Here is a 19,285-nt window from a genome sequence, read left to right on the forward strand (position 1 = left end):
GTATTTTGGAGTTTTTATGCAGAGACCCCGGTTTTTACCCGACAATATGACCTTGCTTCTGTTGAGTGTCATTTTAATTGCCAGCTTTTTTCCGGCTCGCAATCATGTCGCCGTGGTATTTGATCAATTATCTGTCTGGATGATTGCATTGCTATTTTTTATGCACGGGGCAAAACTTTCCAGAGAAGCGGTGGTGTCTGGTTTAACGCATTGGCGTTTGCATTTGTTGGTGTTGACCGTGACTTTTGTGGCTTTTCCAGTGATGGGATTGGTTCTTAAGCCAGTGTTATTGCCGTTGCTGACGCCAGAACTGTATGTTGGGATTCTCTTTTTATGTATGCTACCTTCGACTGTGCAGTCGTCGATTGCATTTACTTCGGTGGCGCGGGGGAATGTATCTGCAGCTGTATGCAGCGCATCTGCAAGCAACTTGCTAGGTATTTTTATTACCCCTTTGCTGGTTAGTCTGCTACTTAAAACCCACGGTGATAGCGGTTCTTCGTTAGATGGCATGCTGAAAATTATTGTGCAGTTGTTGCTACCATTTATTGCCGGACAGCTGGCGCGTCCCTTGTTGCAAGCCTGGATTACCAAACATGCACACGTTTTAAAGATGGTCGATCAAAGTTCCATTCTTCTGGTTGTATTTGTCGCTTTTAGTGAAGCGGTAGTGCAAGGTTTATGGGCGCAGGTGCCAAGCGTAATGCTGCTTACGATATTGATCATCAGTGGCGTGATGCTGGCGATCATTATGGGTTTGACGATGTTTGTTAGTCGTCGATTAGGATTTAATAAGGAAGATGAAATCACCATCGTATTTTGTGGCTCCAAGAAAAGTCTGGCCAGTGGTGTACCGATGGCAAAAGTCCTGTTTGCCAGTGGCTCAGTGGGGATGGTGTTGTTACCGTTGATGTTGTTTCACCAATTGCAGTTAATGGTTTGCGCAGTTCTTGCACAACGATACGCAAAACGATAAGGAATCAATGATGCCAAAATTTGCCGCCAATCTGAGCATGATGTACCAGGAATATAGTTTTTTAGACCGTTTTGATGCTGCAGCAAAAGACGGTTTTAAGGGAGTAGAGTTCTTATTCCCCTATGAACATTCGGCGCAGACGATACGCGATCGTCTCGATCAAAATGGTTTGCAGCAAGTGTTGTTTAATGCGCCGCCCGGGGATTGGTCTGCTGGTGAGCGAGGGATTGCTTCGTTGCCAGGGCGTGAAGACGAATTTAAACGCGCTTTTGATCAGGCGCTCGAATACGCAAAAATTTTGGGTAATCGCCATATTCATGTCATGGCGGGACTGATGCGCCCCGATCAGGATAGGGAGAAATATCACGCGGTCTATTTGCGTAATCTTGCTTATGCGGCATTGATCGCATCGCGTGAAGGTTTGACCGTACTGATTGAGCCGATTAATACCCGCGATATGCCAGGCTATTTTCTAAATTATCAGCAACAGGCACAAGAAATTTGTGAAGAACTCGGAAATAGCCATTTGCAAGTGCAATTTGATATCTACCATTGCCAGATCATGGAAGGCGATATTGTGACCAAACTCAAACGTGATCTGTTTCGTCAGCATGCTGGCGTAGGCCACGTGCAAATTGCCGGCGTTCCTGATCGTCATGAGCCAGACATGGGGGAAGTTAATTACCCGCATTTGTTTGCACTTTTAGATCAACTCGACTATCAGGGGTGGATTGGTTGTGAATACCGCCCAAAGGCTGCTACGTCTGCGGGATTGACTTGGCTAAAACCTTATTTATAAGTTTTTGAAACCGTCTCCCACGGGCTGGAGAAGGGTAGGTATGAGCTTGGTTACTAAGCAATAATTGATAATCAATAAATAATAATCAAAATATAAAAAATATTGTTTAGCTTATCAAGCCGCCGATCTACCCTTTTACTCAATGTCATGAGGCTAACCCTAACCCTGCCCCTTATACACATGCGGGCAAGGGCTAGTGTTTTACCTTTACTCCGGGCTGACTTGCAAAATCAGCTTACCAAAATTCTTTCCTTCAAATAACATCATTAAGGTATCGGGGAAAGTTTCAATGCCTTGTACGATATCTTCGCGTGTATGGAATTTTCCTTCTGTCATCCATTTTCCCATTTCAGCTACAGCATCACCGTAACGGGCGGCGTAGTCGAATACAACGATGCCTTCCATACGAGCGCGATTTACTAACAATGACAAGTAATTAGCTGGACCTTTTACTGGAGTTGTATTGTTATATTGCGATATCGCGCCGCAGATAATAATGCGGGCTTTCAGATTGATACGGGTGAGCACCGTATCGAGAATGTCGCCGCCGACGTTATCAAAATAAACGTCAACGCCGTTAGGGCAATGTTCTTTCAAACCATCGCGAACTGAGCCTGATTTGTAATCGATACAGGCGTCGAATCCAAGTTCATTCACAACAAAATCGCATTTATCTTTACCGCCGGCAATCCCGACCACTCGGCAGCCTTTTTGCTTCGCAACTTGACCCACGGTTTGTCCGACCGCACCTGCGGCACCAGAGACCACGACGGTTTCGCCTGCCTTAGGTTGGCCCACATCAAGCAAACCAAAATACGCCGTCATACCGGGCATACCAAGAGCATTTAAATATTTTGGCAAAGGAGCAAGACGTGGATCGACTTTATAGAATCCAGCAGTTCTGTCAGTGGCAGCGCCAACCCAATATTGTTGAACACCCGTGCCACCAGAAACGTAGTCGCCAACGGCAAACTTTGGTGATTTGGATGCAATGACTTTGCCAATGCCACCAGCACGCATTACTTCATCAATTGCAACAGGACGGATGTAGGACTTGCCTTCATTCATCCAACCGCGCATTGCTGGGTCTAAGGAAATATAAATAGTTTGCACCACGATGTCGCCATCATTGATTTCGCGAACTTCTTCTGACGTGAAATTCCAGTCGCTATGCTTAGGGTTGCCTACGGGGCGGGCGGCAAGTCGGTATTGTTGATTGATGGTACTAGTCATGGTGTCTCCTTTTTGGGGTAATTGCAGCTAGTTAATGCTAGTTGATGCTAGTTGATGTTAATTTAATTATTGGTTCTTTTGGTGTGCTCAAGCTTCTGGTTTTTTTCACTTGAAACGATGACTATACATTAATTAGAACGTTCGTGCTTTTTATCTCGATGCAGCGTTAAAAATATTCGATTGCTGAATTGTGTCGCGGAACGTGCGACAATAGCCGGTTAAATTTTTAGCTTTTTTACCAAATTAAATTTGTTTTCATTCTCATAAATCGTTCATGGGAATGAAATAATTGAAATTATGACAATACGACCAGAATATATCCTGACTTTATCATGCCCCGATCAACGCGGCATTGTGCACAGTGTATCGGGATTTTTAGCGCAACATGGCTGCAATATTATCGATTCAGCACAGTTTGGTGACGCGCAATCGGCGACATTTTTTATGCGCGTACATTTTGCGGTAGAGGATTCGGCGATTAGTGATGCAAGGCTGCGAGAAGAGTTTGCGTCGCTCGGGGCGACCATGCAGATGAATTGGCAGTTGCACGATGCGCATCATAAGCCGCGCGTGATGCTGATGGTGTCGAAGATTGGCCATTGCCTCAACGATTTGCTGTTCCGTTACAAGAGTGGTTTGTTGCCAGTAGAGATCAAAGCGATTGTTTCAAATCACACCGATTTTTACCAATTGGCAGCAAGCTACAACATTCCGTTTCATCACCTGCCATTGGCAACTGGCGCTGCACCTGAAGCCAAGCAAGCGCAAGAGCAAAAGATTCTGGAAATTGTTGCTGCCAACGAGATTGAGCTGGTGGTATTAGCTCGCTATATGCAAATCTTATCACCTGCTATGTGCGATGCCTTACGCGGTAAGGCGATCAATATTCATCATTCTTTTTTACCTAGCTTTAAAGGCGCCAAACCTTATTACCAGGCGCATGAGCGCGGTGTAAAGCTGATCGGTGCAACGGCGCATTTTGTTACTGGTGATTTGGATGAAGGGCCGATTATTGAGCAAGACGTGGAACGCGTTGATCACGCAATGGAGCCAGAGACGCTGACAGCGATTGGTAGAGACGTGGAATGTGTGGTTTTGGCACGCGCAGTGAAATGCTTTGTCGAACACCGTATTTTGTTAAATGGTCATAAAACGGTGGTATTCAAATAATGGCACTCAAGTCAATCATTTATAAAGCGGATCTGAATATTTCAGACATGGATCGTGGCTACTACGCCGACCACAGTTTGACGATTGCCCGACATCCTTCCGAAACCGATGAGCGCATGATGATCCGTGTATTAGCATTCGCGATTCATGCGGCTGAACGTCTGGAATTTGGCAAAGGTATTTCTGATACCGAAGAGCCAGATTTGTGGGAAAAAGATTACACCGATGCGATACAACTTTGGGCGGAAGTGGGTCAGCCTGACGATCGACGTTTACTCAAGGCCTGTGGCCGTTCAGACAAGGTTGTTGTGTATAGTTTTGCCAACGCCAGTGATATCTGGTGGAAGCAAATGAATAGCCGCCTTGATAGAGCCAAAAATCTGAAAGTCATGAACGTGCCAGCAGAGCAAAGTCAGGCTTTAGAAAAGCTTGCACAACGTTCGATGCAACTGCAATGCACGATACAAGATGGCCAGATCTGGATGTCGGCGGGTGAGGCGTCAGTGCAAATTGACGTTGAGACCTGGAAGGATTTTAGCTAATCGAAGTTTTCTCCGTCATAAAGGCGGATTGCACCCGTCGTACAGATCAAGAGCCTTCGAAGAACCTGTTTTCCTTTGCAAGTTAGGTGGCATTTTTATTGGATTGTTTTCAGTCTCTAAAATGACCACGCTTCCCAGAGCCAAGCAGGGTGTGGCCAGGCAGCCACTTTCTTTTCTTTGCGTGGCCAAAGAAAAGAAAGCGAAAGAAAGGCGACGCTGAGACTTTGCCCTGCGAGTGCCATCACTGCGTGTCGGCACGATTTGCGCATCACAGAAAACGGGAAAGTGTTGAAACTCGCTGCGCTCAGACAGCATCACTTTCTTTTTCCATTGTCCGTAAAGCACAAATTGCTTTGTCTAAAGCGGTTGAAATCAAAAGCGATAATGCAGCAACCACGGATAAATCAATGTGTGCGAGTGCACTCTACCAATGTGTTCGATATCGTGATTATTGAGGGAGCTCCTCCCTTACGATTATCTCTCTTTTTACGCCTTCAGCACCGAGCGCAACCAGTTCCCAATGTCATCAATTTCCTCCTGGCAAACCGAGTGCTGCATCATGTATTCATGCCACGCAACCGGATAACCCATTTCTTTGAGTAAGTCGCGTGATTGTTCGGCACGTTGAATATGAATTACCGGATCAGCACGGCCATGCGCTAAAAATATTGGTGTATGTTGGTTCGCGGTGCTACGTTCCGATGCCACCACATCGCGCAAGGGCACATAGCCAGACAAGCACAACAAGCCAGCTAGTTTTTCGGGGTAACGCAAGCCTGTTTGCAAAGTCATTGCGCATCCTTGCGAGAAGCCAGCCAAAATGATGCGGTTAGCGGGAATGCCACGGGCGATTTCGCGTGCGATCAGTTTTTCGATTTCAGCTTGCGAACTCCTTAAACCTTTTTCATCTTCACGTTTGGCAATGTCGGTGCCCAGAATGTCATACCAAGCGCGCATTACATAGCCGCCATTGATGGTGACAGGCATTGTTGGTGCGTTTGGGAAGACGAAACGAATCGCAGGGCAGTCCCGCAGATCAAGCTCTTTAACGATCGGCACAAAATCATTTGCATCAGCACCTAAACCATGCATCCAGATAATGGCAACGGTCGGTTGCGGGGCACTTTCAAGTTCTATCGTTTCAAGTAAATTGCTCATGGCAGGTTTGGCTTTCTTCTTGGTAGGTAGGAGTTTTGTGTTTGAATTGGTCGATGATAACGGAGTTAATTCATCTGCGCCGCATACGTAGGCAATTCCAGTCATCCCCGTACCCAGCGCCAAGATGGCGCAGGTCGACAGCCACCTTCGTCGATTGAGTTCGGGTGGTGTTGGTTGCGTCATCAGAATATTTCAAAAAATCAAAAAAATTCAAAAAGCAGCATCAGTCTTGCGCTTTGATACGAATCGCAGATTTTGGGCGAAATGCTTTGCAAATACTAGCATTCGTCTCGATGTAAGGGCCGCCGATGAGGTCGATGCAGTAAGGAACCGCGGCAAAAATCCCATTTACGAGTGGCTTTCCATCGACGTCCTTTAGGCCTTCCAAGGTTTCTTTGATCGATTTTGGTTGGCCTGGTAAATTCAAGATCAGTGCGGCGTGATCTGTCGTTTCACGGATGACCGCGACTTGGCGCGATAAAATTGCCGTTGGTACGAAATGTAGGCTAATTTGGCGCATTTGTTCGCCAAAGCCCGGCATTTCCTTGGTGGAGACTGCCAGAGTTGCTTCAGGCGTGACATCGCGACGGGAAGGCCCGGTGCCACCGGTGGTGATCACCAGATCGCACTTAGCCACATCGACCAGATCGATTAGGGCATGTTCAATGGCGCTGCGTTCGTCAGGAATGAGACGAGTCTCCATTTGCCACGCGCTAGCCAGAGCTTGGCTGAACCAATCTTGCAGCGCAGGTAAGCCTTGATCTTGATAAATACCCGCAGAAGCACGGTCAGAAATCGATACCAGGCCAATACGCAAAGCCCGATCCAGCGGATCAGTATTGCTCATCTTCCTCGTCCTCTTGATCTTCGAGGTCCTCGCCGTCGGCCGCAGCACCTTTAGAGTCGGTTTTTTGCAATTGCTTCAGAATCTGGAAAATTTCGCGGTAGGCTTTTGGCGGCTTGTTTTCTGCTTGCTCTTTACGGGCGTTACGGATCAATGTACGCAATTGTTGTACATCGAGCTCTGGGTGTTCCGCTAGCAATTCCGTTAAGGTATTGTCATCGGTTAACAACTTGTCGCGACGACGTTCCAATGCGTGCATAGCCGCAGTTTCTGACTTCGATGCGCCTTTCCAGCTATCGATCGTTTTTTGGATCAATGCAACTTCTTCTTCGTCCAGAGTACGCATTTTTTTGCCTACGTACTGCATCTGACGACGACGGCCTTCATGACTGGAGATTTGCTGACATTCAAGAATGGCATCCCGTACGTCTTCAGGCATAGGAACGCGTTTGACGCGGTCACGTGGCTGTTCGACCAATTCTTGTCCTAATTTTTGTAACGCCGTCATCTGGCGTTTCAGTTCGGATTTTGACGGGCGGTCGTATTCTTCTTCAAACTCATTGGACTGGTAGCCGCATGAGCCACGATTTGGATTTGGCATAATTCTGCGCCTTTACTATAAACTTTACTAAACGGCTGCTATGATACCCTTTTTAGCTCGGATATACTCAAAAATGCCCGGCGAAACAGCTGAATCGTTTATCTAATTAGCGTTACGATGCCGTTTCGTTGCAGAATGTGAGTCATCCTTTTAGCCTAATCTCTTCACAGAAATCGCCTCTATGAGCAAACCCGTTTTTACCCACACCCAGGATCAATTGCAACAAATTGCGCAGGATATGTTGCAATTTGCGAAAGAAAAAGGCGCATCGGATGCCGCCGTAGAAATTAGTGAAGGTGGTGGTTTATCCATCAGTGTCCGCAAGGGCAAGGTAGAAACCATAGAGCAAAATCGGGATAAGGGGATTGGTATCACGGTCTATGTTGGACAACGACGTGGCAATGCCAGCACCTCAGATTTTTCTACGCAAGCGTTGCGGGATACCGTTGATGCCGCTTATAACATTGCCCGTTTTACCGCAGAAGACGATTGCGCAGGTTTAGCCGATGCAGATTTATTTGAATTGGCACCATTAGATCTGAAATTGTGCTACCCATGGCTTATCGCGGCAGAAGACGCCATTGATATCGCCAAGCGTACAGAAGCGGCCGCATTTGCGGTTGACAAGCGTATCACCAACAGCGAAGGCGCAAGCGTTCATGTGCAGCAATCACATTTCGTCTCAGCAAATTCACGTGGTTTTATGGGCGGATACCCGATTTCCCGGCATACAATTTCGGTCGCGCCGATTGCCGGAAAAGGTGCCAAAATGCAGCGTGACGATTGGTATTCATCACAACGCAATCCTAAAAAATTAGCCAAACCTGAAGAAATTGGCCGTTACGCTGCGGAACGTGCACTGGCTCGATTAAATGCGCGTAAGCTCGATACACGGAGATGCCCGGTATTGTTTGAGGCGCCATTAGCGGCTGGATTACTTGGCTCTTTTGTACAGGCAACGTCGGGTGGCGCTTTGTATCGTAAATCGACCTTTTTGCCAGATTCTTTGGGTACGACAATCTTCCCTGAGCATATTCAGATCGTTGAAGATCCGCACGTAATTGGGGCTGTTGGTTCTTCCCCATTTGACGACGAAGGTGTTAAAACAACTCGCCGCGACGTGGTCAGTAATGGCGTCTTGCAGGGTTATTTTTTATCTTCATATTCCGGGCGCAAACTTGGTATGAAAACGACCGGTAACGCTGGCGGTTCGCATAACCTCACATTGAGTTCTAGTTTGACCAAGCGCACGGATAATTTTGCTGCGATGCTGAAAAAAATGGGCACAGGCTTATTGGTGACTGAGCTGATGGGGCAGGGCGTGAATTATGTGACGGGCGATTACTCACGCGGGGCGTCAGGCTATTGGGTAGAAAATGGCGTGATCCAATATCCGGTAGAAGAAATTACTATCGCCGGTAATATGCGCGACATGTTTCAACAAATCGTTGCGATTGGCGCTGATCGCCTGGTTCGTGGCACGAAAGAAACCGGTTCTATACTAATTGAGAGTATGACGGTTGCCGGAAGTTAAATGTCTAGTGTACTAGGGCGGATCTAACACGCCTATTCGCCCAATTCGCTAAAAGACAATGATAGCGCGGGTTGTACTCGCGCTATCATTACCGCCAATATTTAAGTCCCTAAATAGGCTGCAATCACCTTTGAGTTGTTGAGTAAATTCGCGCCGCTATCTTGCAGTACGATTTCACCATTTTCAAGAACATAAGCACGTTCAGCTATTTTTAAAGCCTGCTTCACATTTTGTTCGACCAGCAAAATGCTTAATCCCGTCTGGTTAATGTGCTTGATGATCCTGAAGATCTCTTGCACCATTAATGGCGCCAGTCCCATCGATGGTTCATCGAGCAAAAGAATTTTTGGGCGTGCCATTAAGGCGCGTCCAATTGCTAACATTTGTTGTTCGCCCCCGGATAAATTTCCTGCCAAGCCGTTAGCACGATTTTTAAGTACCGGAAATAATGAAAACACCCATTCGAGATCAGTCGCAATCTGGGCTTTATCTGAACGTGTGTAGGCACCCAAATCAAGATTTTCTTGTACGGTCAGGGTGCCGAGAATCGCACGACCTTCAGCTACCTGAACTATGCCTTTTTGTACGATGTGATGTGGTGCAAGCGACAGTAATTCGTCGCCATCGAACAAAATACTGCCACCGCTCGCTTTAACCAGGCCGGAAATCCCAAGCAATGTCGTGCTTTTTCCTGCGCCATTAGCACCAACCAAGGCGGTGATCTGTCCTGCATGCAATTCGAGATCAATGCCTTTAACTGCTTGGACATGGCCATACGCAACATGCAGTTTTTTTAATGCAAGAAGTGCACTCATGCCGCATCCTCCTTACCTAAATATGCCTCGATAACTTGAGGATTATTGCGAATATCTTGTGGACGACCATCGGCAATAATCTTGCCAAAATTGAGTACAGCGATATGGTCACAGAGCTCCATCACAAAGCGCATATCGTGTTCGATCATAAAAATAGAAAATCCACGATCTCGGATGTTTTTAATCTCGACCATGAGTTCTGTTTTTTCAGCTGGGTTCATCCCTGCCACCGGCTCATCGAGTAATAGTAATTTAGGCTCGGTTGCTAAAGCGCGTGCCAGTTCGAGTTTGCGTTGTTCGCCGTAAGACAAATTATCAGCGAGCATCAGTGCCTTATGATCCAATTTAACCCAGGAAAGAAGTTCATATGCGCGTTCTTTTGCTTTGGCTTCCGCTTGTTTGAACGAGGATAAGTTGAATAACATGCTAATACCACCGTACTTCAGATGATCATGCATACCAACAATGACATTCTCCAGCAGAGTCATTTCTTTAAAAATACGGATATTTTGAAACGTACGTGCGATCCCTAAACGGGTAATTTCATGCGAGGCAATTTGGCTCAGATTTTGACCATTGAAGATTATTTCTCCGCCTGAGGGTTGAATCAATCCAGTAATCAAGTTGACGATTGTGGTCTTACCTGCACCGTTAGGGCCAATGAGCCCAAAAATACTCCCGGGCTGCATACTGAATGTAACTTCGTGCAATACCTGCAAGCCACCAAAATTTTTACTTACCGAGTCTAACTTCAACATTTATTGTGCCTTTGAAGATAAAAAGCGGCGGCGAAACGCGCGCAGTTTGGCTGGATCACAGATTCCCTTTGGAAGGTACAAAATCACGATAATCAAGATAAATCCGTTTGCTGCAAGACGGTAATCTTTGAGTGAACTCATGAATTCTGGCAGGACACTTAAAGTAAAACTTCCTAGTAAAGGGCCAAGTAAATTGCTCGTGCCGCCAAAAACAGCCATCGTCAAAATATCGACGGCATTTTCGAATCCATAATTGGCAGGGCCAATCGTGAAGGTATAGTGGGCATTTAGGGCACCTGCGACCCCTGCAATCACGGCACCTAAAACAAATGCTAATAATTTGTAACGCGCCACATTGACACCCATTAAACGTGCTGCAATTTCATCTTCCTTAATTGCTTCAAAGGCACGGCCAATCTTGGAACGGCGTATTCGTGCCAGGACAAACACGGTAACGCTTAAAAGGACGGCAATATGCCACCATTCAGTCTTCTGCTCAATGCCATTGAGACCCATTGGTCCACCTGTGATATCGAGATTGAGGACAATCACGCGCACTACTTCGCCAAAGCCCAAGGTTGCCATGGCCAGATAAACGCCGTAGAGGCGCAAAGTCGGAACGCCAATGACTAAAGCCACTAATGCTGGCATGATCGCGGCGGTCAGCAGTGCCACCGAAAAAGGCAAATTGGTTTGCATGCTGATCATAGCTGCCGCATACGCCCCTATACCCATAAATGCCGCATTGGCTAGCGATAACAGACCGCAAGACAGCGTTAGATATATTGATAAGGCCAACATGGCATTGATGCCGACACCGAAAATAACAGAGCTGTAAATCGCCCAAAAACTATCCCACCATTCGAGCATGACTTACGCCTTTCTTTCTAAAATTTTCCCAAACATACCGGCAGGTTTTACTAACAAAATCAAAAATAACAAGCCGAAAGCAATGGCATCGCGGTAGTCGCTGGATAAATACGCGACACTCATGACTTCGGCAAAACCTAAAAAGAGCCCACCTAGCATAGCGCCGCGAATATCTCCCATGCCGCCGAGAATGATCACGGCAATCCCCTTGTGTAACATTGGTTGCCCCATGAAAGGCGAGATGGCATTAAAAGATAAACCTACCAGAACACCAGCCGCACCACCCAGGGCTGCGGCGGCAAACGAGGTCAGAAAAAACAGCGCCTCTACGTTAATGCCCAGCAAATAGGCGGCTTTTGGTGATTCAGCAATGGCTCTTAACGCTTTTCCCAATTGCGTCCGACGCATCAAAGCCAAAAGAGCGAGCATTAAACTAAAAGAAATCAAAACAATCGCTAATTGCACAGCAGTTAAATGAAGAGTGCCAATGCTGACACTGTCTTCAGGAATGGTACCCAACGGAAAACGTTGATTCTCAGCACCAAAAAAACCTTGCGATATATTGGTAATCATAATTGCCACCCCGATCGTTGCGATCATTGGGGCCAGATGTGGTGCGTTGCGTTGACGTAAAGGACGTAATACTAAAAAATCGACAATGACGCCGAGCAGCCCACAAGCGAGCATCGCACACAGCATTGCCAGCCATAGAGACATTTGAAAGTGATTGACGAGCAGCAATGCGATATAGCTGCCGAGCATGAAAATAGCGCCATGCGAGAGGTTTATGACGCCGAGTACGCCGAAAATTAAGGTGAATCCTAACGCAAACAGTGCATAAACACTGCCTAATGTCAGTGCATTAACAAGTTGTTGAGCAAACATGGTAGTCCAAAAGGCGCAGCATAGTGCAAGCAATGTGCGCGATGGTTAAACAAATTCAGGCGGATTGGTTGGATCAACAATCAGCTCGACATTTAGGTGTATTGTCTAAAAAACTGAGCAATTATGTAATTGAGCAACTGAGCAACTGAGCAACTGAGCTATTGAGTTGTTGAGCGACAGACCGGTTGCCCATCGGCGGTAACCGGTCTTTTTTCAGCTTATTTTAATAGCGTAAATTTACCGCCTTTTGCTATATTAACAATAGCATCTTGCTGCGCATCGTAGCCAGCTTCTTTACCGTCCTTAGGCGCAGCGCGGCGGAAAGAGAATTTTCCTGTTGCGCCTTCAAACTTAATGGCAGGCAATGCATCGCGCAATGCAATACGATCTTTGTTCAGGTCGCCACTTAGTTTAATTTTTTTGATGCCTTCTGCTACGATCTGCAAAGCATCGTAAGCTTGCGCGGCAAATTGGTCAGGGTCCGTGCCAAATTTCGTTTTGTAGTCGGCGATGAATTGTTTATTGGCGGTCGATGGATTTTCAGCAGACCAAGGGCTACCCATTAAGGTATTGTCGGCAGCGTCTTTGGCGATCTCAAACAGTTTTGGTGAATTGAAACCATTACCACCAATAAAGGGCTGTTTCATTCCCAGCGATCGGGTTTGCAAAATAATATTAGCGGCTTCTTCGGCTAAACAAGAACAAACTATCGCATCGGGTTCAGAGGACTTGATTTTGGTTAATTGTGCCTTAAAGTCAACGTCGCCTTTAGCATAGGTTTCTGTGTCAGTAACAGACACTTTTTGATCTGCAAGAGTTGCCTTAAAAACGTCATAGCCACTTTTTGTGAATGCATCATCATTGCCGTAAATGACGGCCACTTTTTTGATATTAAATTGTTTGATCGCTGCTTTGGTCGTTACTGGCAAAACGTCGGCTTCCATCACGGAATTACGGAAAGTAAAAGGACCAAGATTGGTAATGCCATCTGCGGTGTTGCTCGTTCCAAACACAACTGTTTTGGTCGCATTAGCAATAGGATCGGCCGCAAACGCTGAATTGGACAGTGTTGGGCCAAATACCATGAGTACTTTGCTTTGAAAAATCAGCTTTTTGAAGGCATTGATGGCTTCTTCTTTTTTTCCTTGTTCGTCTTCAATGATAAGCGTAATTTTGTCGCCATTAATACCGCCCTTGGCATTAATGTTGTCTGCAGCGAGGTTAAAACCGTTTTTAATTGCACTACCATATTTTGCAGCGGGGCCAGAAAGTGCTTCAGCAACGCCAATTTTGATCTCGGCGGCTTGTGCCATTGTCACCGATCCTAATAGAGCACCCGCGGCTAACCATGTAAACTGATGTGACATTACTATATCTCCTCGACTATTTTGTTCTTGAATTTCAAATTATCGTTATAAAATTTTTTACTCGATAAATCCTATTTTGCCAAAGATTATATTGCTTGTGTATTTCTTATACAAACGAACATGAACAAAGAATGATTGTTGTAGTTAGGTAACGTTTATTTTGAGATTAGATCGCTCATCTGCAACTAAAGTGCCTGTATCAGGTTCTTTTGATTTTCAGGCTTGTTTTACGAAGTTGTTACATATACGCTTGGAAAACGATGTGATGTAGTCGTTTAATTGAGTGCGCATAGTCATTCTCAATTTGCATCGTTCATTTTTCTAATACCTGGGATGTAGTATGGCTAAGGTGATATTGCGCAGCGTTAATGTTCACCTGTTCATTATTCTAATTCTGACGACATGGTTGCGAATAGTTGTTGCTGGTGAACTTACCGCACACAGAGATTTTGCATTTGCGGAACCGTATTTTGAATCCGTCGGTGATAGCGAATCGCTGAAGGATGGCATCATTACTGCCTTATCTCAAGAAGATAAAGGATGGTTATGGATAGGAACGCAACATGGCGTCATTCGCTATGACGGATACCGTTTTCGTCACTATCAACACAGCGATGCTGATCCAGGCTCTATTGCAGGTGATTACGTCACCGCTCTCTGGTCTGGCACAGATGGGCGTCTGTGGGTCGGCACATTGAGCGACGGGCTATCCATATTTGATCCTAAAACCGAGCAATTCTCTTATAGCGGCGGTGCAGCGCAAAGCGAGGTGCCCACATTGACTTCGTTTGATGGCAATGTGAAAGGCCGGATCTGGGCACTTGTTGGCGATGCAAGAGGTGGTGTCTGGGTCGGCGCTAATCAAGGTTTAGATTATTGGCCGCCAGAAAAAGGTCGTCCTGTCCAACATTTTCGTCACAATGCCATGCATTTTGGTGGTCTTATCGATGACCGTGTCCGTAGCTTATTGATCGACCACGAAGGAAGTTTATGGATAGGCACTGCAAACGGGCTACAATGGCGCAGAGCTGGTAGTGATAGTTTTGAGCGAGTTGCGTCGGCGCCGCTAGATCCCGCTTCTTTAGCGGGGCATAAAGTCATGACGCTATTTGAGGCAACTGATGGCAAACTTTGGATTGGTACTATCGCCAGGGGTGCGGCATGGTTAGATCCGCAGACGCAAGAATTACATTGGCTGACGCCGGATCCAGCCAAAGTCAATAGTCTTTCGCATGGCTGGATTTCCAAGATTTTGCAACCACGGCCTGGCCAAATCTGGTTGGGTACGTTTGGGGGGGGGATAGACATTGTATCGGCTAGAGACGGCACGCTGATGCAACGTATCCGTCATGACCCTACAAATCCTAACAGCCTTGCACACAATCACATAGGAACACTTTTGATGGATGCCTCCGGTCTATTATGGGCTGGAACTTGGGGTGGTGGCTTGCAACGATTTCAGCCAGCGAATCAAGCGTTCCAATTGCTCAGGCATAGTCCAGAGCGAAGTGTAGGCTTGTCGCATTCAGATGTACACAGCCTGCTTGAATTACATGATGGCAGGATTCTGGTCGGTAGTGATGGAAACGGTATCGATATTATTGATAGAAAAATTGGTCTGATTGGTGGTTATCGCGCGTTTTCAGGGCATGCTGGTGAGTTGGGTGATCGGACGATCACTGCGTTAGCACAAACTCCCGACGGCGCTATTTGGGCCGGAACTCAACAAGCTGGCGCTTTCAGACTGGCGCATGGTTCTGACAACTGGGAGGCATATTCAACCAACCCAGGCGTACCAGACGTTATTAACAAATTTCTGGTCGGTCGTGATGGTACTTTGTGGGTCGGAACAGCGGGTGGATTGGTAAGTTGGCTTCCTCAAAAAAAGCGCTTCGAAGCGATTGCGCAAGCTGACGGTAGCACTGTGCGTGCGGCTGTTTATAACCTCACAGAGGATAGACAAGGTCGGTTGTGGGCGGGTAGTGATGCCGGACTGTGGGTGTGGGATGAAGGGCCAAAAACTTTATCTAGGATACTGCATGATCCACAGCGGACCGATAGCCTTGCATCCAGTTTGATTGTTGGCTTGTTATCCGATCATTCTGGTCAATTATGGGTTGCGACTGCTAACGGTCTTGATTGCCTGAAAAGCTGGGATGGTGTACGCGCTACTTTTGATCATTTGAATTCTAAGCTTGGTATGCGGGGAAATGGGCTTGGCGACAATATGGTTGAAGATAAACATGGTCGTATCTGGACTGATACATTTGTTATTGACCCTAAAGCAATGGAAGTGCATGAATTAGGTAAGGCCGACGGCTATGATTTTGGATCCGGCTGGACAGGGTCATTTACAAGTACGGTAGATGGCCTTATTTTACGAGGGGGAACCTTAGGTGTTGTGGTGATTGATCCGGAAAAATTTCAAGTATGGCATCACCAACCTCAAGTTGTCGCGAGTGAGTTAACCATTGACGGTAAATCTGTTTCGAGTAGCATTTTGTCTAAAGGGCTGACTTTGGCGCCGGGTCAGCGCAACTTTAGTATTGTTGCCGCCGCGCTCGATTTTTCTGCGCCACAAAAAAATCGGTATGCGTTCCGCTTGCAGGGCTATGATAAAGATTGGTCGGAAACGGATGCCGATCATCGGAGCGCAAGTTACGGTAACCTTTGGCCAGGTAATTATGTTCTTCAGGTCCGGGGAAGCAACCGTTTGGGCGTTTGGAGTGAGCATGAATTGCGAATTCCTATTCGTGTTTTACCTGCGTATTGGCAAACGTGGTGGTTTAGCTTAATAAGCTTTGTCAGTTTTATTGTACTGATCTTGCTAGGATATCGTTGGCGTTTGAGGAAAGTACAAGATAGCGCTCTAGAATCTGCACAACTTCTGGAAAAACTGGTGCTCGAAAGAACAGCACAGCTTGACGATAAGAATCGACAATTAGAAACACTGTCGTTGACCGACAAACTCACGGGATTACATAATCGGTTGAAGCTCGATCAAACGCTTGAATTTGAATATAACCGCCATTTATTTGGCGATACGAAATTCTCTGTCATTCTTCTTGATATTGATCATTTTAAATCTGTGAACGATTCATTTGGCCATCAGGTCGGCGATATGGTGTTGGTCTTGATTGCGAAGTTGCTCAAAGGCGCTATTCGTGAGCAAGACGTGATTGGCCGTTGGGGCGGTGAAGAGTTTTTAGTTGTATGTCCAGGTACCAGCTTAGAAGAAGCTTGTAATGTGGCGGAAAGATTGCGGCTAGCAGTCGCAGAGTATAGTTTTCCGGTTGTTGTTATCAAGACTTCCAGTTTTGGTGTCGCCACGATAGCCATCGGTGAAACGATAGGGGCACTCGTTGCCCGCGCTGACAAGGCACTTTATCGTGCTAAATCAAATGGTCGTAATCGGGTCGAGTTTGAGGACTCAGTTTAACTAGAATGACGCTGCGGATTTCGATGATTCGTGGTGTTTTGACTTTAGCATTGCAAAATAGAAAGTACGGATAATGTGTAATGAGTGCTGATCGGCATCGGTCAGCACTCATTTTTTTTGTTACATCACGCTGATAATTTTTGACGTGCGCGAATGATTGCGGCACGAACTTGGTTGGGTGCCGTGCCGCCAATATGGTCACGTGCAGCTACAGAACCTTCTAACGTCAGCACTTGGAAAATATCCTCTCCAATCAACGACGAGTAGGTTTGTAATTCCGACAGTGGCATCTCGCTGAGGTCGCAACCTTTTTCAACGCAGGTTTTGACAGCATGTGCAACGGCTTCGTGCGCATCACGGAAAGGCAAGCCTTTTTTCACCAGATAATCAGCCAGATCTGTCGCAGTGGCATAACCTTGCAAAGCGGCTGCACGCATAGCATCAGGTTTGACACTGATACCAGTGGCCATATCGGCAAAGATACGCAAAGTGTCGATAATAGTATCGACGGTGTCAAATAAGGGTTCTTTATCTTCTTGATTATCTTTATTGTAGGCCAATGGCTGGCCTTTCATTAAGGTTAGCAAGGCGATCAGGTGGCCGTTTACCCGTCCAGTTTTGCCGCGTGCCAGTTCCGGTACGTCAGGATTTTTCTTTTGCGGCATGATCGATGAGCCAGTGCAGAAGCGATCTGCGATATCAATGAAACCAACGCGCGGGCTCATCCAAATCACTAGTTCTTCTGACATGCGTGAAATATGCGTCATGATCAGCGCCGCAGCGGCACAAAACTCAATCGCAAAATCGCGGTCAGATACCGCATCGAGAGAGTTGTAGCAAACTTCATCAAATCCCAAAGTTTTTGCGACGCGCTCACGATCGATCGGGAAAGTCGTACCAGCCAAAGCAGCTGCACCTAATGGCAAGCGATTGACGCGCTTACGACAATCTTGCATGCGTTCTGTATCGCGACCAAACATCTCAACATACGCCAAAATGTGATGACCAAACGTAATTGGCTGCGCAACTTGCATATGTGTGAAGCCAGGCAAAATGGTGTCTGCATTTTTTTCAGCGAGATCGATGAGCGCTGCACGCAAAGCACGCAACAGCTCAACGATGTTATCGATGGCGGCGCGCATGTACAGACGAATGTCAGTTGCAACCTGATCATTACGTGAGCGCCCGGTATGCAATCGCTTACCGGCGTCACCTACCAGTTCAGTCAGGCGCTTTTCGATGTTCAGATGAACGTCTTCTAAATCAAGTAGCCATTCGAATTTACCCGATTCAATTTCGGCCTGAATTTGTGCCATGCCACGTTGAATGTCAGCATAGTCCTGCGCGGTGATGATGTTTTGTGCGCTCAACATTTCGGCGTGCGCCAACGACCCCTGAATATCCACGCTCGCCATACGATTGTCAAAAAATACGGAGGCTGTGTAGCGTTTTACCAGGTCGGATACAGGTTCAGAGAAGCGTGCAGACCATGCCTCGCTTTTTTTATTAAATTGAGATGTCATAGGGGATGGATTGCCGTTAAGGCTGCAGTTGGCGATAAATTCATGAGATTATAAAACACTGCGATGGATTTGCCTGATTTTAGATACGCATAGGTACTGATATATCAGTAATATCAGTAATATCAGTAAAATCGCTATACTCGATTCAGCGCCACACAGGCAACCCTGTCAGATCTGTGTTTTCGTCCTTGACCCAGGCTGGCAATCCACTGATGTCGGTTGGTCCGAGCTCTTCTAAGAGGTTTAGCTGCACTTGTTTGGCGAACTTGCTGCGTTTTGGTTGCGCGATATTTTTACGGAGTTCTGGCGTTTCACTAATTGGCTCTGCAAAGCCAGGTAATTCCATGGTGGCGTTATCTTTGTTATCTTTCATCGGACAGCATCTACTATCAATTTCTGCGCAAATGGGGAAGCGAAGGTTACGCGATATTGTTAAACGATTCAATGTCTTTTTTTGCCTGCTGAATAACTTTGTGACATTGCCAATGTTCCTGGGCACCTGGGCACCATTGCACAGTTTAATTATATTTTTGTTGTGGTAAGCACTATTTGTCTCTGATTCTATACTTTCATTCATGTTTTTATTGAATTTTTAGTATCAGTTGCTCATGATTTTATTGATAATAATTTAATTTAATTTAATTTCGCGAGTTCAACTATGAAGTGCAACTGAAGATAAATGGTTAAAGGTGGGAAGATGCAGTAGCATCCGGCCTTCCAGACCTCCAAGTCAAAGTTGCCCGAAATGACATACACACATCTTACCCAAGA

17 protein-coding genes are annotated in these 19,285 nt (G+C 46.3%); 6 read left to right on the forward strand and 11 right to left on the reverse strand.

What is annotated here, in order from left to right; genetic code table 11:
* Window positions 1–16 precede the first annotated feature (16 nt).
* Window positions 17–976, forward strand: a complete 960-nt coding sequence (locus ACO0K1_RS07350; RefSeq protein ID WP_423024232.1) for a bile acid:sodium symporter family protein — start codon at window positions 17–19, stop codon at window positions 974–976.
* Between the two features lie 10 nt (window positions 977–986).
* Window positions 987–1,775, forward strand: coding sequence for a 2-oxo-tetronate isomerase (gene otnI, locus ACO0K1_RS07355; protein WP_423024272.1), 789 nt, complete (start codon window positions 987–989; stop codon window positions 1,773–1,775).
* A 207-nt stretch (window positions 1,776–1,982) separates the two neighbouring features.
* Here the strand turns inward: otnI and ACO0K1_RS07360 are convergent, their stop codons facing one another.
* Window positions 1,983–3,008, reverse strand: a complete 1,026-nt coding sequence (locus ACO0K1_RS07360; RefSeq protein WP_423024234.1) for an NADP-dependent oxidoreductase — start codon at window positions 3,006–3,008, stop codon at window positions 1,983–1,985.
* 297 nt (window positions 3,009–3,305) lie between these two features.
* On the opposite strand from ACO0K1_RS07360, the gene purU reads away from it, so the two are divergent.
* A complete protein-coding gene (purU, locus tag ACO0K1_RS07365; RefSeq protein ID WP_423024236.1) occupies window positions 3,306–4,178 on the forward strand; it encodes a formyltetrahydrofolate deformylase in 873 nt (290 codons plus the stop codon).
* On the forward strand, window positions 4,178–4,720 hold the full coding sequence (locus ACO0K1_RS07370; RefSeq protein WP_423024238.1) for a YaeQ family protein: 543 nt from the start codon (window positions 4,178–4,180) through the stop codon (window positions 4,718–4,720). Before purU ends, ACO0K1_RS07370 begins: the two co-directional genes overlap by 1 nt.
* Before the next feature lie 486 nt (window positions 4,721–5,206).
* Here ACO0K1_RS07370 and ACO0K1_RS07375 read toward each other — a convergent pair whose 3' ends face one another.
* The 3 genes from ACO0K1_RS07375 to yjgA form a co-directional block, all read right to left on the reverse strand.
* On the reverse strand, window positions 5,207–5,878 hold the full coding sequence (locus ACO0K1_RS07375; RefSeq protein ID WP_423024274.1) for an alpha/beta hydrolase: 672 nt from the start codon (window positions 5,876–5,878) through the stop codon (window positions 5,207–5,209).
* A gap of 223 nt (window positions 5,879–6,101) precedes the next feature.
* Window positions 6,102–6,725 carry a molybdopterin adenylyltransferase gene (mog, locus tag ACO0K1_RS07380; RefSeq protein ID WP_423024240.1) on the reverse strand — a complete coding sequence of 208 codons (624 nt, stop codon included), beginning with the start codon at window positions 6,723–6,725 and terminating at the stop codon, window positions 6,102–6,104.
* Window positions 6,712–7,323 carry a ribosome biogenesis factor YjgA gene (yjgA, locus tag ACO0K1_RS07385; RefSeq protein WP_423024242.1) on the reverse strand — a complete coding sequence of 204 codons (612 nt, stop codon included), beginning with the start codon at window positions 7,321–7,323 and terminating at the stop codon, window positions 6,712–6,714. The genes mog and yjgA overlap by 14 nt, the downstream gene beginning before the upstream one ends.
* A gap of 181 nt (window positions 7,324–7,504) precedes the next feature.
* Between yjgA and pmbA the strand changes: the two genes are divergently transcribed.
* Window positions 7,505–8,857, forward strand: coding sequence for a metalloprotease PmbA (gene pmbA, locus ACO0K1_RS07390; protein WP_423024244.1), 1,353 nt, complete (start codon window positions 7,505–7,507; stop codon window positions 8,855–8,857).
* Window positions 8,858–8,958: 101 nt separating this feature from the next.
* On the opposite strand, the gene ACO0K1_RS07395 is transcribed toward pmbA, so the two are convergent.
* The 5 genes from ACO0K1_RS07395 to ACO0K1_RS07415 form a co-directional block, all read right to left on the reverse strand.
* Window positions 8,959–9,672, reverse strand: coding sequence for an ABC transporter ATP-binding protein (locus ACO0K1_RS07395; protein ID WP_423024246.1), 714 nt, complete (start codon window positions 9,670–9,672; stop codon window positions 8,959–8,961).
* Window positions 9,669–10,430, reverse strand: coding sequence for an ABC transporter ATP-binding protein (locus tag ACO0K1_RS07400; protein WP_423024248.1), 762 nt, complete (start codon window positions 10,428–10,430; stop codon window positions 9,669–9,671). The genes ACO0K1_RS07395 and ACO0K1_RS07400 overlap by 4 nt, the downstream gene beginning before the upstream one ends.
* A complete protein-coding gene (locus ACO0K1_RS07405) occupies window positions 10,431–11,300 on the reverse strand; it encodes a branched-chain amino acid ABC transporter permease (protein ID WP_423024250.1) in 870 nt (289 codons plus the stop codon).
* A 3-nt stretch (window positions 11,301–11,303) separates the two neighbouring features.
* Window positions 11,304–12,185 (reverse strand): branched-chain amino acid ABC transporter permease, encoded by an 882-nt coding sequence (locus ACO0K1_RS07410; RefSeq protein ID WP_423024252.1) that lies wholly within the window; start codon window positions 12,183–12,185, stop codon window positions 11,304–11,306.
* A gap of 218 nt (window positions 12,186–12,403) precedes the next feature.
* Window positions 12,404–13,552, reverse strand: coding sequence for an ABC transporter substrate-binding protein (locus tag ACO0K1_RS07415; RefSeq protein WP_423024254.1), 1,149 nt, complete (start codon window positions 13,550–13,552; stop codon window positions 12,404–12,406).
* A 340-nt stretch (window positions 13,553–13,892) separates the two neighbouring features.
* Here ACO0K1_RS07415 and ACO0K1_RS07420 point away from each other — a divergent pair, with 340 nt between their 5' ends.
* Complete coding sequence (locus ACO0K1_RS07420) at window positions 13,893–16,991, forward strand: ligand-binding sensor domain-containing protein (protein ID WP_423024256.1); 3,099 nt, start codon at window positions 13,893–13,895, stop codon at window positions 16,989–16,991.
* A gap of 125 nt (window positions 16,992–17,116) precedes the next feature.
* Here the strand turns inward: ACO0K1_RS07420 and argH are convergent, their stop codons facing one another.
* Entirely contained in the window at window positions 17,117–18,514 is a 1,398-nt protein-coding gene (gene argH, locus ACO0K1_RS07425; protein WP_423024258.1) for an argininosuccinate lyase, read from the reverse strand.
* Window positions 18,515–18,659: 145 nt separating this feature from the next.
* Window positions 18,660–18,887 (reverse strand): hypothetical protein, encoded by a 228-nt coding sequence (locus tag ACO0K1_RS07430; RefSeq protein WP_423024260.1) that lies wholly within the window; start codon window positions 18,885–18,887, stop codon window positions 18,660–18,662.
* Window positions 18,888–19,285: the final 398 nt, after the last annotated feature.

It is taken from the genome of Undibacterium sp. SXout20W (genome assembly GCF_049340285.1).
GTDB lineage: Bacteria > Pseudomonadota > Gammaproteobacteria > Burkholderiales > Burkholderiaceae_D > Undibacterium.

Bases quoted from the DNA above. Each gene is read 5' to 3' on its own strand.
- ACO0K1_RS07405 (WP_423024250.1), bottom strand. From the start codon at position 11,300: ATGCTCGAATGGTGGGATAGTTTTTGGGCGATTTACAGCTCTGTTATT.
- ACO0K1_RS07430 (WP_423024260.1), bottom strand. From the start codon at position 18,887: ATGAAAGATAACAAAGATAACGCCACCATGGAATTACCTGGCTTTGCA.
- otnI (WP_423024272.1), top strand. From the start codon at position 987: ATGCCAAAATTTGCCGCCAATCTGAGCATGATGTACCAGGAATATAGT.
- argH (WP_423024258.1), bottom strand. From the start codon at position 18,514: ATGACATCTCAATTTAATAAAAAAAGCGAGGCATGGTCTGCACGCTTC.
- ACO0K1_RS07360 (WP_423024234.1), bottom strand. From the start codon at position 3,008: ATGACTAGTACCATCAATCAACAATACCGACTTGCCGCCCGCCCCGTA.
- ACO0K1_RS07420 (WP_423024256.1), top strand. From the start codon at position 13,893: ATGGCTAAGGTGATATTGCGCAGCGTTAATGTTCACCTGTTCATTATT.
- ACO0K1_RS07350 (WP_423024232.1), top strand. From the start codon at position 17: ATGCAGAGACCCCGGTTTTTACCCGACAATATGACCTTGCTTCTGTTG.
- purU (WP_423024236.1), top strand. From the start codon at position 3,306: ATGACAATACGACCAGAATATATCCTGACTTTATCATGCCCCGATCAA.
- ACO0K1_RS07395 (WP_423024246.1), bottom strand. From the start codon at position 9,672: ATGAGTGCACTTCTTGCATTAAAAAAACTGCATGTTGCGTATGGCCAT.
- ACO0K1_RS07415 (WP_423024254.1), bottom strand. From the start codon at position 13,552: ATGTCACATCAGTTTACATGGTTAGCCGCGGGTGCTCTATTAGGATCG.
- ACO0K1_RS07375 (WP_423024274.1), bottom strand. From the start codon at position 5,878: ATGAGCAATTTACTTGAAACGATAGAACTTGAAAGTGCCCCGCAACCG.
- yjgA (WP_423024242.1), bottom strand. From the start codon at position 7,323: ATGCCAAATCCAAATCGTGGCTCATGCGGCTACCAGTCCAATGAGTTT.
- ACO0K1_RS07400 (WP_423024248.1), bottom strand. From the start codon at position 10,430: ATGTTGAAGTTAGACTCGGTAAGTAAAAATTTTGGTGGCTTGCAGGTA.
- pmbA (WP_423024244.1), top strand. From the start codon at position 7,505: ATGAGCAAACCCGTTTTTACCCACACCCAGGATCAATTGCAACAAATT.
- ACO0K1_RS07370 (WP_423024238.1), top strand. From the start codon at position 4,178: ATGGCACTCAAGTCAATCATTTATAAAGCGGATCTGAATATTTCAGAC.
- ACO0K1_RS07410 (WP_423024252.1), bottom strand. From the start codon at position 12,185: ATGTTTGCTCAACAACTTGTTAATGCACTGACATTAGGCAGTGTTTAT.
- mog (WP_423024240.1), bottom strand. From the start codon at position 6,725: ATGAGCAATACTGATCCGCTGGATCGGGCTTTGCGTATTGGCCTGGTA.